The sequence below is a fragment of the Allocatelliglobosispora scoriae genome, assembly GCF_014204945.1.
GTDB classification, from domain to species: Bacteria; Actinomycetota; Actinomycetes; order Mycobacteriales; family Micromonosporaceae; genus Allocatelliglobosispora; species Allocatelliglobosispora scoriae.
Map to the genome: position 1 here is coordinate 4,248,378 of NZ_JACHMN010000002.1, position 12,840 is coordinate 4,261,217.

11 protein-coding genes are annotated in these 12,840 nt (G+C 67.7%); 5 read left to right on the forward strand and 6 right to left on the reverse strand.

Annotated elements, in window-relative coordinates; translation table 11 throughout:
* Positions 1–5: 5 nt before the first annotated feature.
* Positions 6–1,136, reverse strand: a complete 1,131-nt coding sequence (locus F4553_RS24930) for a S8 family serine peptidase (RefSeq protein ID WP_184839819.1) — start codon at positions 1,134–1,136, stop codon at positions 6–8.
* On the reverse strand, positions 1,133–2,398 hold the full coding sequence (locus tag F4553_RS24935; RefSeq protein ID WP_184839821.1) for a coiled-coil domain-containing protein: 1,266 nt from the start codon (positions 2,396–2,398) through the stop codon (positions 1,133–1,135). The genes F4553_RS24930 and F4553_RS24935 overlap by 4 nt, the downstream gene beginning before the upstream one ends.
* A gap of 121 nt (positions 2,399–2,519) precedes the next feature.
* Between F4553_RS24935 and F4553_RS24940 the strand changes: the two genes are divergently transcribed.
* Positions 2,520–3,167 (forward strand): hypothetical protein, encoded by a 648-nt coding sequence (locus F4553_RS24940; RefSeq protein ID WP_184839823.1) that lies wholly within the window; start codon positions 2,520–2,522, stop codon positions 3,165–3,167.
* 34 nt (positions 3,168–3,201) lie between these two features.
* Here the strand turns inward: F4553_RS24940 and F4553_RS24945 are convergent, their stop codons facing one another.
* Positions 3,202–4,779, reverse strand: a complete 1,578-nt coding sequence (locus F4553_RS24945; protein ID WP_184839824.1) for an acyl-CoA carboxylase subunit beta — start codon at positions 4,777–4,779, stop codon at positions 3,202–3,204.
* A gap of 75 nt (positions 4,780–4,854) precedes the next feature.
* Here F4553_RS24945 and F4553_RS24950 point away from each other — a divergent pair, with 75 nt between their 5' ends.
* The gene (locus tag F4553_RS24950) at positions 4,855–5,664 is read left to right on the forward strand and encodes a biotin--[acetyl-CoA-carboxylase] ligase (RefSeq protein ID WP_184841199.1); all 810 of its coding nucleotides are present in this window, start codon (positions 4,855–4,857) and stop codon (positions 5,662–5,664) included.
* A gap of 36 nt (positions 5,665–5,700) precedes the next feature.
* Positions 5,701–6,231, forward strand: coding sequence for a PH domain-containing protein (locus F4553_RS24955; RefSeq protein ID WP_184839826.1), 531 nt, complete (start codon positions 5,701–5,703; stop codon positions 6,229–6,231).
* A gap of 104 nt (positions 6,232–6,335) precedes the next feature.
* Here F4553_RS24955 and F4553_RS24960 read toward each other — a convergent pair whose 3' ends face one another.
* The 3 genes from F4553_RS24960 to F4553_RS24970 form a co-directional block, all read right to left on the reverse strand.
* Positions 6,336–6,968, reverse strand: coding sequence for a GtrA family protein (locus F4553_RS24960; RefSeq protein WP_184839828.1), 633 nt, complete (start codon positions 6,966–6,968; stop codon positions 6,336–6,338).
* Positions 6,969–7,029: 61 nt separating this feature from the next.
* On the reverse strand, positions 7,030–7,560 hold the full coding sequence (locus F4553_RS24965; protein ID WP_184839830.1) for a GtrA family protein: 531 nt from the start codon (positions 7,558–7,560) through the stop codon (positions 7,030–7,032).
* A gap of 9 nt (positions 7,561–7,569) precedes the next feature.
* On the reverse strand, positions 7,570–10,119 hold the full coding sequence (locus F4553_RS24970; RefSeq protein WP_184839832.1) for a sigma-70 family RNA polymerase sigma factor: 2,550 nt from the start codon (positions 10,117–10,119) through the stop codon (positions 7,570–7,572).
* A gap of 337 nt (positions 10,120–10,456) precedes the next feature.
* Here F4553_RS24970 and F4553_RS24975 point away from each other — a divergent pair, with 337 nt between their 5' ends.
* Both F4553_RS24975 and F4553_RS24980 read left to right on the forward strand, forming a co-directional pair.
* The gene (locus F4553_RS24975; protein WP_184839834.1) at positions 10,457–12,298 is read left to right on the forward strand and encodes a phosphoenolpyruvate carboxykinase (GTP); all 1,842 of its coding nucleotides are present in this window, start codon (positions 10,457–10,459) and stop codon (positions 12,296–12,298) included.
* Positions 12,299–12,376: 78 nt separating this feature from the next.
* The gene (locus F4553_RS24980; protein WP_184839836.1) at positions 12,377–12,832 is read left to right on the forward strand and encodes an RrF2 family transcriptional regulator; all 456 of its coding nucleotides are present in this window, start codon (positions 12,377–12,379) and stop codon (positions 12,830–12,832) included.
* Positions 12,833–12,840 lie beyond the last annotated feature (8 nt).

A 12,840-nucleotide genomic window follows, 5' to 3' on the forward strand; every position in this document is an offset into this window, starting at 1 on the left:
TTCTCCTAGGACTTCCGGTTCCGCCGCCGACGAGCGACGGCGACGATGGCCATGACGGCTATGACAAGCAGGCAAGCGATCGCCATGAGGATGATCGACGCGCCGACGCCATCCGGCTGTGTCGGCGCCTCAGCCGTGCTGGTCGGTGCTGTGACGCTGAGGCTGCCGGTCTCACGCGAAGTTATAGACGGCGAAGGAAGAACGGCATCTGCGGTTAGCGCGGCGACGATGTCGACGAGACCGTTACCAGTCTGCTCGTCCTTGCCTCTGGTCCCCTTGTCAACAGCTGTAGCCAAGAGCCGGTAGATGACCTCGTCACGGCTGAGGGTGGGGTACCTCGACCAGATGAGAGCTAGCGCGCCCGCGATGATCGCAGCCGAGTCGCTGGTGCCAGTTCCGGTTCGATAGGAGTTACTGCTGCTGGTGGAAGTTATGTCGACTGCGGGCGCGGCAATGTCGAGGGCCTTGCCGGTCACGGACTTAGTCCAGTGATTCCCATTGCGATCTGTGCCACCAACCGCGAGCGCGAATCCGTCGTAGCTCGCCGGTGCCGCGACGAATGAATCGTCAGGTGCGTTCCCGGCGCTGCCGACGACGATGACGCCGGCCGCGTGAGCTCTCTTCACCGCTTCGAAGTCGCCTCCGGCAGTGTTGGCGGAGATCGAAATAATCTTGGCACCGTGGGCAACCGCCCAATCTATGGCCTTTGCATAGAAATTGCCGGGTATGGGTTCGTTGTCGTTGATGAAGACACGGATCGGTAGAATCCGCGCCTTCGGTGCGACGCCTAGGGCGCCGTCCTTGCCGCCGCTCCCGTGTCCATGAGCGGCAATCAATCCAGCCATGCCGGTTCCATGGCCTGACTTGTCGCCCCATCCGTTACCGGCGCCACCGGCAACGATATCCGTGCCGGGTAACACGTTGCCGATGAGATCCGGATGATCTTGCTCTACTCCAGAGTCGATCACGGCGACGATGACGCCGTTGCCCTGTGTGATCTGATGAACTTCAGCGAACCGCAATGCGGTGGCGAACCACTGCCGATCGCGCGTCGCATCCGCATAGGAAGGAACGGCGGGGAGCAGTGTCGCAAAGCTGAGTGATGCAACCAGTGAGGCGGCGAGGATGCGTTTCATCGGCGGCCAATCGACGGACCGGGATCGATAGGGCCCGGCTCTGCGGGTGCCTCAATGACCGGGGCCACTCCTTCGGCGACCTCCCAAGGGTTTTCGGGGTCCCAACCGCGTTGTTCCTGCTTGGAGCTGCGTGAGTCGACCCTTGCGCCTGCGCCAAGAGGCAATCCGTGCGATACTCCACCTCGCACGCCAGCATTTGACGGTGTGGCGCCAGAGCGTCCGGCAGTCAAACCGCTGATTACGCCGCCGACAGGATTGACCATGCGGCTACCTGTGGCTGCTGGAGTCCGTCCGGCAGCACCACCGATGACACCGCCGGTCATGCCACTGTTCTGTCGTGTGCTGCCACCGATGACTCCGCCAGGCGGGATCGGTAGGGGAGGCGCAGCTCCGGGTCCTCCAGGAAGGGGAGGCGGTGCCGGTAGGCCGCCGATCGGAGACGGAATACCGCCGGGAGGTGTCGTGGGCGATGGTGTGGCGCCGCTGAGGATCGGGCCACCGCCGTGCGGGTGCGGCGTCGGCTCGTGCACCGTAATCGGTGCGGGGATGAAGGGTGGAATGAGTCCGGCACCATCGCTGCCACCATTGCCGGGTTCGTCGCGGTCTCGTGCGCGACCTGTGGGCGGTGTGTATGTCGGTGGGACGACCATTCTGCTGTTGGCTGAGCTCAGATCTGTGCTGACGCCCCACATGATCCCGCGTGCCTCGGTTGTGATCTCCTGCTGGCGTCCAGCTACCCCCGGGTTGCGGTTCCGCTGCTGCCAGAGGCTAATTGCCTGTACGTAGCCCAGATTCTGCTGATGCCCGAACCGCTCCAGCAGCTCCTGCTTCTTCGTCGCTAGCTTATTATCATAGGTTACCTGGCGGGCAGCATTCGCCTGATACTCCTCATAGAGCGGCTTCAGCTTCCCCTTGGCGAGCCCAAGGCTCAGCGCCATATCGCTGGCGCTCGCCTTGTTGATCACCGCGGAGTCGAAGACCGCCTCTACATTGGCGATGAGCTCGTCGAGCTTCGCGACATAGACCCGGGCAGCCTCACTCTTCTCCGGTGGCCACGCCGTTGCGAGCTTGCTACGGAAGTCCTTGAGCCGGTAAAGGTTTGCGCTCGCCAGCTCGTGGGTCTTGGTCCAGCCGGCCGAGTGCGTCCACATCGGATCAAGGTCGAGTTGGCCGATGTAACCCCAGATCGTCGGGACATCCTTGTCGTTCCAATTTGTCCAACGGCTGGTGGATCCACCGCCACCGCCAGCGTCGTGGACCATGCTGACCTCCCCGCCCGCACTACCGCCCAGTGCAGCCCCCGTCGGCCGAAAGCGTATCGAAAGGCGCCCACTCGTGGCGACCCCTCAGTACCCGATTGCCGGTTTTGGTCGTTCTTACCGAGTGAAGCGCTTTGTGGCCGTACCCGTCGCGGTGTTGGTGTTGGGTCTTGCGGCGTGCGAGCCGGGAGCACCGCGCGCGGCCGATGGGAGATCGGCGAGCCAGAGCGGTCGGGCGGCGACGGTCGACGAGAATACCGGAATCCCGGACCGGATGCTCGTGACCAGGCGGGACCTCGGCGGGGCGGGCTGGGACGAGGTGGCGCTACCCGCGTCGTCCGGCTGGAGCTTCGCGCTGCGGGACTGCGTCGGCTATCACGACGCCGATTATCCGGCGCAGCGGCGGCGGCTCGCGGTCCGCGGCACGGCCTTCAGTCAGGGGCGCGCGGGCCGCTTGGTCCAGGCGTTGATCGAGCTCTACCCGCCGGGCTGGTCGGCCGAGGCACTCGACGACGTGCGCGGGGTTGTGCAGAACTGCGGCCGGTACGAGCACATCGCGAGCCTGCACAGCCACTCCATCGTCGAGGTGGACTTCGCGGGGCAGGAGGCATTGTTGGTGCACAGCACGGAGATCTGGCCGTACGAGGAGCCGACGGAGTGGTGGACGGCCGTGGTCCGCCGCGACGACCTCGTCGCCACGGTGACCGGCCACGGCCTCACCGACACCGAGCTACGCAAGATCGCCATCAAGGCGGCAGCAAGGCTGAACTAGGAAGGGAGCAGGAGCGGCTGGGGAGCAGGAGCGGCTACAGCGGGATGTTGCCGTGCTTCTTCGGCGGCAGCGTCTCCCGCTTGTTGCGCAGCACCCGCAGCCCGCGCACGATCTGCGCCCGGGTCGACGACGGCTGGATGACGGCGTCGATGTATCCCCGCTCGGCAGCGATATACGGGTTGGCGAGCGTGTCCTCATACTCCGTGATGAACCTGGCCCGCTCCGCCACCGGATCGGCGGCCGAAGCCAGCTCGGACCGGTAGAGGATGTTGACGGCTCCCTGCGCCCCCATGACGGCGATCTGCGCGGTCGGCCAGGCGAAGTTGAGATCGGCACCGAGGTGCTTGGAGCCCATCACGTCGTATGCGCCGCCGTACGCCTTCCTCGTGATCACGGTGATCTTCGGGACGGTGGCCTCGGCGTACGCGTAGATCAGCTTGGCGCCACGGCGGATGATCCCGTCCCACTCCTGCCCGGTGCCCGGAAGGAACCCGGGTACGTCGACGAACGTGAGCACCGGCAGGTTGAACGCATCACATGTGCGCACGAAGCGAGCCGCCTTCTCGCTCGCCGCGATGTCGAGCGTGCCGGCGAAGTGCAGCGGCTGGTTGGCGACGATCCCGACCGGCCGCCCCTCGACCCGCCCGAACCCGACGACGATGTTCTGCGCGTAGAGCGAGTGGACCTCGAGGAAGTCTCCCTCGTCGACCACCGCCTCGATGACGGCATGGATGTCGTAGGGCTGGTTGGCGGAGTCCGGGATCAGCGTGTCCAGCGCGAGGTCCGACTCGGACGACTCCAGCGAGGCCACGACGGGCAGCGCGGGGGCGGCGTCCATGTTGTTGGACGGCAGGTGCGCGAGCAACGCCTTGACGTAGTCGATCGCGTCCTCCTCGTCGGTGGCGAGGTAGTGCGCGTTGCCCGACTTCGTGTTGTGGGTCCGGGCGCCGCCGAGCTCCTCCATGCCGACGTCTTCGCCGGTCACCGTCTTGATCACGTCGGGACCGGTGATGAACATGTGGCTCGTCTGGTCGACCATGACGGTGAAGTCGGTGACGGCGGGTGAGTACACGGCCCCGCCCGCGCACGGGCCCATGACGAGGGAGATCTGCGGGATGACCCCGCTGGCCCGGACGTTGCGGAAGAAGATCTCTCCGTAGAGGCCGAGGCTGACCACGCCCTCCTGAATCCGGGCGCCGCCGGAGTCGTTGATGCCGATGACCGGGCAGCCGGTCTTCATCGCCAGCTCCATCACCTTGACGATCTTCTCGCCGAAGACCTCGCCGAGCGAGCCGCCGAAGACGGTGAAGTCCTGCGCGAAGACGCAGACGGGCCGACCGTCGATCGTGCCGTAGCCGGTCACGACACCGTCGCCGTAGGGCCGGGTCTTCTCCAGGCCGAAGGCGATCGACCGGTGCCGGGCGAGCTCGTCGAGCTCGACGAACGAATCCGGGTCGAGCAGCAGCTCGATCCGCTCCCGCGCGGTCTTCTTGCCGCGCGCGTGCTGCTTCTCCACAGCCCGGGCGGAGCCCGCGTGAACGGCCTCCTCGGCACGGGAGGCCAGCTCCGCGAGCTTGCCTGCGGTCGTATGAGGATCAACAGCGGACGTCATGCGGCTGATATTAGCGATCGTTCAGCAGGCTTGTGACAGCCTGACGGTGTGAGATTGCGAGCACCCCTGGACCCGATGGACCTGACCCTCCCCGCCGGATGGCGGTTACACGCCGTGACCGAGACCGGCTCGACCAACGCCGACGTCGCCGAAGCCGCCCGTCGCGGTGCGCCGGAGGGCCTCGTCGTCACCGCCGAGCGCCAGACCGCGGGCCGGGGCCGCCTCGACCGGTCCTGGGAATCACCGGCCGGAGCCGGGCTCATGTTCTCGGTCCTGCTGCGCCCGGCCGTCCCGGTCGCGCGCTGGGGGTGGCTTCCGCTGCTCGCGGGCGTCGCGCTTGCTCATGCGGTACGCGGGACCGCAGCCCTCGACGCCGAGCTGAAGTGGCCGAACGATCTGCTCGTGGGGGGACGCAAGTGTGCCGGCATCCTCGCCGAGGCGGTGCCGGACGGCGTGGTGATCGGGATCGGCCTCAACGTCTCGCTGACCGAGGAGGAGCTGCCGACCGGTCCGACCGGGCTGGCTCCCACCTCGCTGCTGCTCGCCGGTGCCGATGACGGCCGGGCGAACCGGGCCGCTCTGCTCGAAGCGATCCTGCGCGGGCTCGCCGAATGGGCGGTGATCTGGAACTCGATGGGCGGGGACCCGGTGGCGTCCGGGCTGCGCGAGGCCTACCTGGGCTGCTGCGGGACGATCGGTCAGCAGGTCAGGGCCGTGATACCCGGCGGCGGCGAGAGTGGTGGCGAGATCATCGGGCTCGCCGACACGGTGGACGCCGACGGTCGGCTGGTGATCATCGATGCGAGCGGTGCCCGGCAAGCCGTCGCGGCGGCCGATGTTATCCATGTCCGACCGCATGAGGCGGGACTGGACGGCAGGCACTAGCCTCGGCGCGTACGTATTCGCTAGGAGGTAGGGCTCGTGGCATTTCCCGAGGACATTCTCACCGAGGGTGAGCATGTCGACATGCATCTCCACCCTCACTGGAAGGCTCTGATCTGGCCCGTCGTCGTGCTGGTGGCGGCTATCGCCGGCGTCGCAGCGACCGCGATCTGGATCGGCGGTGACATCCCCGTCTACATCGCCGCCGCCATCGGACTGATCCTGGTCTTCTGGCTGACGGTGTGGCCGTGGCTGGTCTGGAAGACGACACACTACGTCTTCACCAACGAGCGGGTGCTGCTGCAGACCGGCGTCTTCTCCCGCGACCGTCGTGACATTCCGGTGAGCCGGATCAACGACCACTCGATGTCCCAGTCCTTCGTCGAGCGGATGCTGAGCTGCGGCACGCTGACCATCGAGTCGGCGGGCGAGCGCGGCCAGTCCGTGCTCAACGACATCCCCAACGTGGAGAAGGTGCAGACCCGCCTCTACGAGATCGTCGAGCGCGACCGCGATGCACACAGCTTCAACGACGACGAGCGGGCCAAGCCGGTCACCCCGTCGGCTTAGGCGCTGGTCAAGCGTCGGTCAGTCAGATCAGCTCTCGGTGTCCCGGTCCGGGGCACCGAGAGCTGCGAAGACTCAAGTCCGAGAGGCCTTCTCAGCGCGAAGGCTCAGCGCGAAGACTTGGCGGGACGCTTGCGCAGGGTCGGGCGCTGCGGTGCGGCGGCCGACTTCTTCTCCAGCTCCCGCTCCAGCTCATCCGTGAGCTCCTCGAACTCGTTCTCATTCGAGAGCTGACCGGTGACCGCGACGGCGGCCAGCAGCGCCGCCTCCTCGGACAGCGGCTCCGGGATGTGCGCGGTGATCGTCGGACTGGTGAAGACGAATGTCCGGTAGGACCAGAAGCGGAACGCCGTGCCGAGCACGAGGCCGACCATCTTCGCGATGTTGACGGCGATGATGCCCGTCAGGCCGAGCAGGTAGACGGTGCCGCCGAGCAGCGCGGACTCGATGCCCAGGCCGATCAGGTTGAAGACGAAGAAGAGCACGAATTCGCGGCGGGTGGAGTGCCCGCTCGGCCGGTCCTTGAAGGTCCAGTGCCGGTTCATGAAGTAGGCGAAAACCGTCGCGACGACCGTCGCCACCATGTTGGCCTTGAGCCGGCCGACGTTGTCGATGCTCAGCAGCAGGGCATTGAACACAGCGAGGTTGATCAACGTGTTCAAGACGCCCACTGCGCCGAACTTCACGAGTTCGTGAGCGAGCTTCTGCCAGCGCTCCGGCAGGTACTGGACAAGACGCACGCGTCAAACCTTACGCGAACATCGGTGAACCGAGACATCCAGCAGCCAAGTGCGGGCCAGGTCACGCCTCTTCGGTCACGGGGGCAGCGTTCGGGGCCAGGAAGACAAAGCGGCGATAAGCCCAGAACCGGAAAATCGTCCCGAAGACGTTGCCGACGACACTTCCCGCGATCAGGCTGGCGAGCTTCGTGTCGAAGACCTCGGGCCAGATGCCGCCCAGGCCGTATTTCGAGATCGCCACGCAGATGAGGGCGATGCCCAGGCCGACGAGGTTGAAGAAGAAGTAGAGCGCGTACTCCCGGCCCAGGCCGGAGCTCTCCCGGTCGCGCCAGGTCCAGTAGCGGTTGCCCGCGAAGGCGAGGGTCGCCGCGATCGTGGTGGAGATCGCCTTCGCCGCCAGGTCCTCGACGCCCTGGGCGAGCAGGATCGCGTTGAGCCCGAAGTCGACGCCGAAGCAGAGCCCGCCGACGACACCGAACTTGCCCAGCTCATGCACCAGATGGCTGAACCGGTCATAGAGCCCGGCGATCAGCCCGGCCTCCCGCGCGGGTGCGGGTGCGGACGGCGGGGGCGGGCTGGTCAGGGTGGACACGCACCGAGCCTACCCAATCCGGCCGGAAGGCGCTTCTACCGTCCCGATCCGGGTAGATACCGCTAGCAGGCCCAATACGAATGGATCATCGCCGGCCTTGAGGGAGATCACACCCGTCGAGTCGACGACGCCCGCATGGCTGTCGATGTCCAACCCCGGGGTACGCCACGGGCAGGTGCCGGTGATCGCGGCGCAGAGGAGGGCGTTGGCGCTGGTCGAGGTGCCGTTGGCGAGGTTGCCGGGTTCTCCGACGACCCGGCTGCCCAGGGACAGGGTGTCGCCGAGGAGGTTCCGGTCGCCGTCGAAGATGGCATACCCGACCGAGGTCTGGTGGTCGGCGGGAACGCGTACCGACAGCGGGGTCTTGCCCTGGAGCGCGACCTGCCCGAGGTGCACGGCGACCTCGACCACCGGGGCGCCGGGCAGCTCGTAGGCGACCGCCAGCGTCCAGCCCGCGTATGCGGCCGCGCCCTTGGGGAGCTGCTTCGCCGCTGCGGCGACCCACCAGTTGCCGCCCTCGCCCCGCCGCAGCAGCGCGGTCACGTCGGCGAACCCGTTCATCGATGCCCGAGGCCCGCTGCCCTTGGTGACCTTGAGCCGCTGGGGCTGCCACTCGCCGCTCGGTCCGTGCAGCACGACCAGGTCGGGCGCGGTCCGGCCGCCGGTCACCAGGGTGAGACCGGCCCAGCGCACCTTGGCGCCTTTGGGCAGGTCGAGCTGCGCGCCGCTCACGGCCTTCGGCCCCGCCGGGGCCGCGACCTTCGCCAACCCCGCAGGCGCGTCGGGCTCACCGACCGTCGGCAGCAGCGGGCTCATCGGCAGCAGATTATTGTCGGTACGCAGACACGCCGGCCGATCAGCGCAGCTCACGAGGGTGTTTCCCGCGAGCGCGACGGCGAGCCGACCGGTGCCCGCATAGGCGACCCGCATCCCGGCCGGTGCGATCGGCACCCGGAACTCCCGGACCACGTCGTCGACGTTCGCAACGATCTTCTGGTAACCCGTGACCTCGGCGGCGACCCGGATCGGCAGCCGCGCCGTGCTCCCGGAGGTGGTCCGCTTCCGCGTGCAGGTCGCCCCCGAGGGCGCAGCAGCGCAGACCCATCCGTCACCGGCCTGCTTCCCCGCGAGCACCACGCCCTGCGGAAAGCTCACCCGCAACGTCCACGGCGCAGCGGCCTGCTTCGAAACCGCGGCCGGCTCTGCAGCCGCTGCCGGCTCCAGGGCAGCCGTCGGCTTCAGGGGCGCCGCCGGCTTTAGGACCAACTCTTCAAGAGTTGTTGATTCGGTGGTTGATTCGCCGCGTCCGCCGACCGTGATCGGCAGGGTGCCCGGCGACCCGGCGACGAGGTCCCCGGCGGAGATGTCCGGCCGCAGCGCCACCGGTGCAGCGGGCACCGGACCCTTGGTCGGACCGGGCCTGGCCGGATCGGTCCTGGTCGGAGCCGGTGTGGGCCGGGTGGATTTCGTCGGCGTGAGCCTGGTCGGCGGCAGCACCGGCTTCATCACCGGCTGGCTGGGCTGCGGCTCGATCGGCGGTGGCACCACCGGCGGCGTCTGCGCGGGTGCGGGCAGCGGGAGTTGCGCCGAGTAGCGCGGCCCGCTGGGCTGCATCATCGCGATACCGGTGAAGATGGAGATGCCGAGGAACGCCGCGAGGAGGATGCCCGCCGCCGCCGCGACGTTGCCGCCTCCGTAACGCTGCGCCAGCCGGGTCGGCAGGGTGCTCAGCCACCACCAGGCTGTCTTGGCCGTGCCGACGACGGTCGCGGTGAGACCCGTGAACCACGCGGCGATGCCGACCTTGGCTGATGCGCCGGCGAGATAGCCGGGCGCGGCGGCGCCCAACAGGATAGGGGCGAGCACTCCCCGTAAGCCCACGTTCGCCTCGGTCAGCTCGCGGTGCAGGCGGCGGCACTCGGCGCACTCGGAGAGGTGGTCCTCTACTTTGGAGCGCTCCCGACCGGCCAGGCCCGCCCGGACATAGCCGGGCAGGTGCTCGCCGGTCCAGTGGCAGCGCGGGGAACCGGTGAGCGTGATGTGCTCGGCGAGGTACCCCTGCCGCAGCCGCTCCCGGGCCCGGTAGGCGAGGGCGGCGACGGCGTTGGCGGTCAGCCCGAGCAGCGGCGCGACCTGAGCCGGGCTCTCACCCTCGACCTCGGTGTGCCAGAGCACCGCGCGCCAGCGCTCCGGCAGTTTGGAGAAGGCCCGTGCGGCGTAGGAGCGCTCGAGTGCGTCGATCGTCGGGTCGATCTCACCCTCCACCGCCTGCTCGAACGACTCGATGTCGTCGGTCGTCTCGACTCGTTTCTCCCGCCGGGCGCGGTCGTAGCGGACGTGCCGCACCGTCGTCAGCAGGTAGGCCCGGAAAGCCTGCTCCGGTCCGCCGCCGCCGCGCAGCCCGGCGAGCACCTTGGTGAAGGCCTCGGCGACGAGGTCCTCCGCGTCCGAGGTGTTGCCGGAGAGCACGTGGGCGAGGCGCCGGGCCGAGGTCACATGCCGCGTGTAGAGCTCGCCGAAGGCTTCCGAATCTCCTTCACGTACGCGTGCGATGAGCATGACGTCAGAGTCGAGTTGCGTGGTCAAGTCCGCCTCCGGGGGAGTTTGGAGCGGTAAGTCCGGTTTCGACCTTAGTGGTGCCGGAGTGATCGCGGAACCCCTGAGTTTTGGCAGCTATCTGGCGCGCAGTGCGTGACGGCGAGTGACTTACGTCCCCCTGTCCTTGAATCTGCAGTTTCGTGAGCGCAAAACCGCGAAAGTGCGCGGACAAGCGCATAAACGCGTTTGCCTGTGCACTTGTTCACAAACGCCAGCCGACATACTTCCTGCACCAGGGCTTACGCTGAGGAAACGTTAAGCCTCTACCCGGTCAACGCCGACCACATAGGAGCCAGTCATGACCGCGCCGACCGTCATCATGGGTCTGGAACAGGCCCCGACCACCCATCCGAAACTGCTCGCCTGGGTCCGCGAAGTCGCCGAACTCACGACTCCGGATAGCATCGTCTGGTGCGACGGATCCGAGGCGGAGTGGACGCGTCTGACCAGCGAACTCGTCGCCGGTGGTTCGCTGGTGCCGCTCGACGCGGAGAAGCGGCCCAACTCGTTCTGGGCCCGGACCGATCCGTCCGATGTCGCCCGTGTCGAGGAGCGCACCTACATCTGCTCGGTGGATGAGGACGACGCCGGTCCGACCAACAACTGGATGGCGCCGGCCGAGATGAAGCGGCTGATGACCGAGCTCTACCGGGGTTCGATGGCCGGTCGCACGCTCTATGTCGTGCCATTCTGCATGGGACCGATCGAGGCCGAGAACCCGATGTTCGGCGTCGAGATCACCGACTCGGCATATGTCGTCATCTCCATGCGAATCATGACGCGGATGGGCTCTCACGTTCTGGAGGCGATGGGCGACGACGCGGACTTCGTGCCGGCCCTGCACTCCGTGGGCGCGCCGCTGCGGGCGGGCGAGGCAGACGTGGCCTGGCCCTGCTCGCCGACGAAGTACATCTCGCACTTCCCGGAGGAGCGGCTGATCTGGTCGTTCGGCTCGGGCTACGGCGGCAACTCGCTGCTCGGCAAGAAGTGCTACTCCCTGCGCATCGGCTCGGTGATGGGCCGCGACGAGGGCTGGCTCGCCGAGCACATGCTGATCCTGCGCCTCACCAGCCCGCAGGGCCGGGTCTATCACGTGACGGGTGCCTTCCCGTCGGCGTGCGGCAAGACCAACCTCGCCATGCTGGAGCCGACGATTCCGGGGTGGAAGGTCGAGACGCTCGGCGACGACATCGCCTGGATGCGCTTCGGTTCCGACGGCCGGCTCTACGCCGTCAACCCCGAGTTCGGCCTCTTCGGCGTGGCGCCCGGCACGGACTGGCGGACCAATCCCAACGCGATGCGTACCCTCGCGAAGGGCAATTCGCTCTTCACCAACGTCGCCCGGACCGACGACGGCGACGTCTGGTGGGAGGGGATGGGCGAGCCGCCCGCGCACCTCACCGACTGGAAGGGCAACGACTGGACCCCCGACTCGGACGAGCTCTCCAGCCACGCCAACTCGCGTTTCTGCACCCCGATCAAGCAGTGCCCGATCCTCTCCGACGCATACGACGACCCGCGCGGCGTGCCGATCGACGCGATCCTCTTCGGCGGCCGCCGCAAGACCACGATCCCGCTCGTCACCGAGGCGCGCGACTGGGTGCACGGTGTCTACATGGGCGCCACGCTCTCGTCGGAGACGACGGCCGCCGCCGTGGGCCAGGTCGGCGTCGTCCGCCGCGACCCGATGGCGATGCTGCCCTTCATCGGCTACAACGCCGGTGACTACTTCCGGCACTGGATCGAGATGGGCAAGGGTGCCGGGGACGGTGCCGGGCAGTCCGCACTGCTCCCCAAGATCTTCTATGTCAACTGGTTCCGCCGCGATGCCGACGGCGGCTTCCTCTGGCCGGGATACGGCGAGAACTCCCGCGTGCTCAAGTGGGTCATCGAGCGGCTGGAGGGCACCGCGGCGGCGGTCGACACCCCGATCGGCTACGTGCCGACGCCGGAGTCGCTCGACCTCGACGGGCTGGAGATCACCCCCGAGCAGGTGCGAGCGGTGCTCGCGGTCGACAACGACGAGTGGCGTGCCGAGATCCCGCAGGTCACCGAGTGGTTCGAGAAGTTCGGTGACAAGCTGCCGGGCGTTCTCTGGGCCGAACTCGACGCTCTGAAAGCCCGCCTGGGCGTCGAGTGACTTATCCGACCGTGCCCTGGACACGAAATGTCCGGTAGCAAGCGTTGATCCCTGCGCTGGATAGCGCATAATCCCCACGTGCAGGTATCCGCGCGTGGGGATTATGCGGTCCGGGCGGCGTGCGAGTTGGCGTCGGCCTATCCGACGACTCTGTCTGCCCAGGCACTGGCTGATGCGCAGGCGCTGCCGCGCAAATTTCTCGAGGCGATCCTCGCCGATCTGCGTCGGGGCGGGGTGGTGCTCGCCATCCGGGGTGCGGAGGGCGGCTACTGCCTGACCCGCCCGCCGGCCGAGGTGACCGTCGGGATGATCCTGCGGGCCGTCGACGGGCCGCTGGCCGGCGTCAGGGGCCACCGGCCGGAGCAGACGGCCTACACCGGCACGGCGGAGCACCTGCCGACGCTCTGGGTGGCTGTTCGCGCCGCCGTTCGCGGGGTCGTCGATGAGGTCAGCCTAGATCAACTGGTCAGGGGCGAGATCCCCCGGAGCATCGTCGCGTTGACCGAAGCACCCGACGCCTGGCAACCGCGCTAACACCGGAT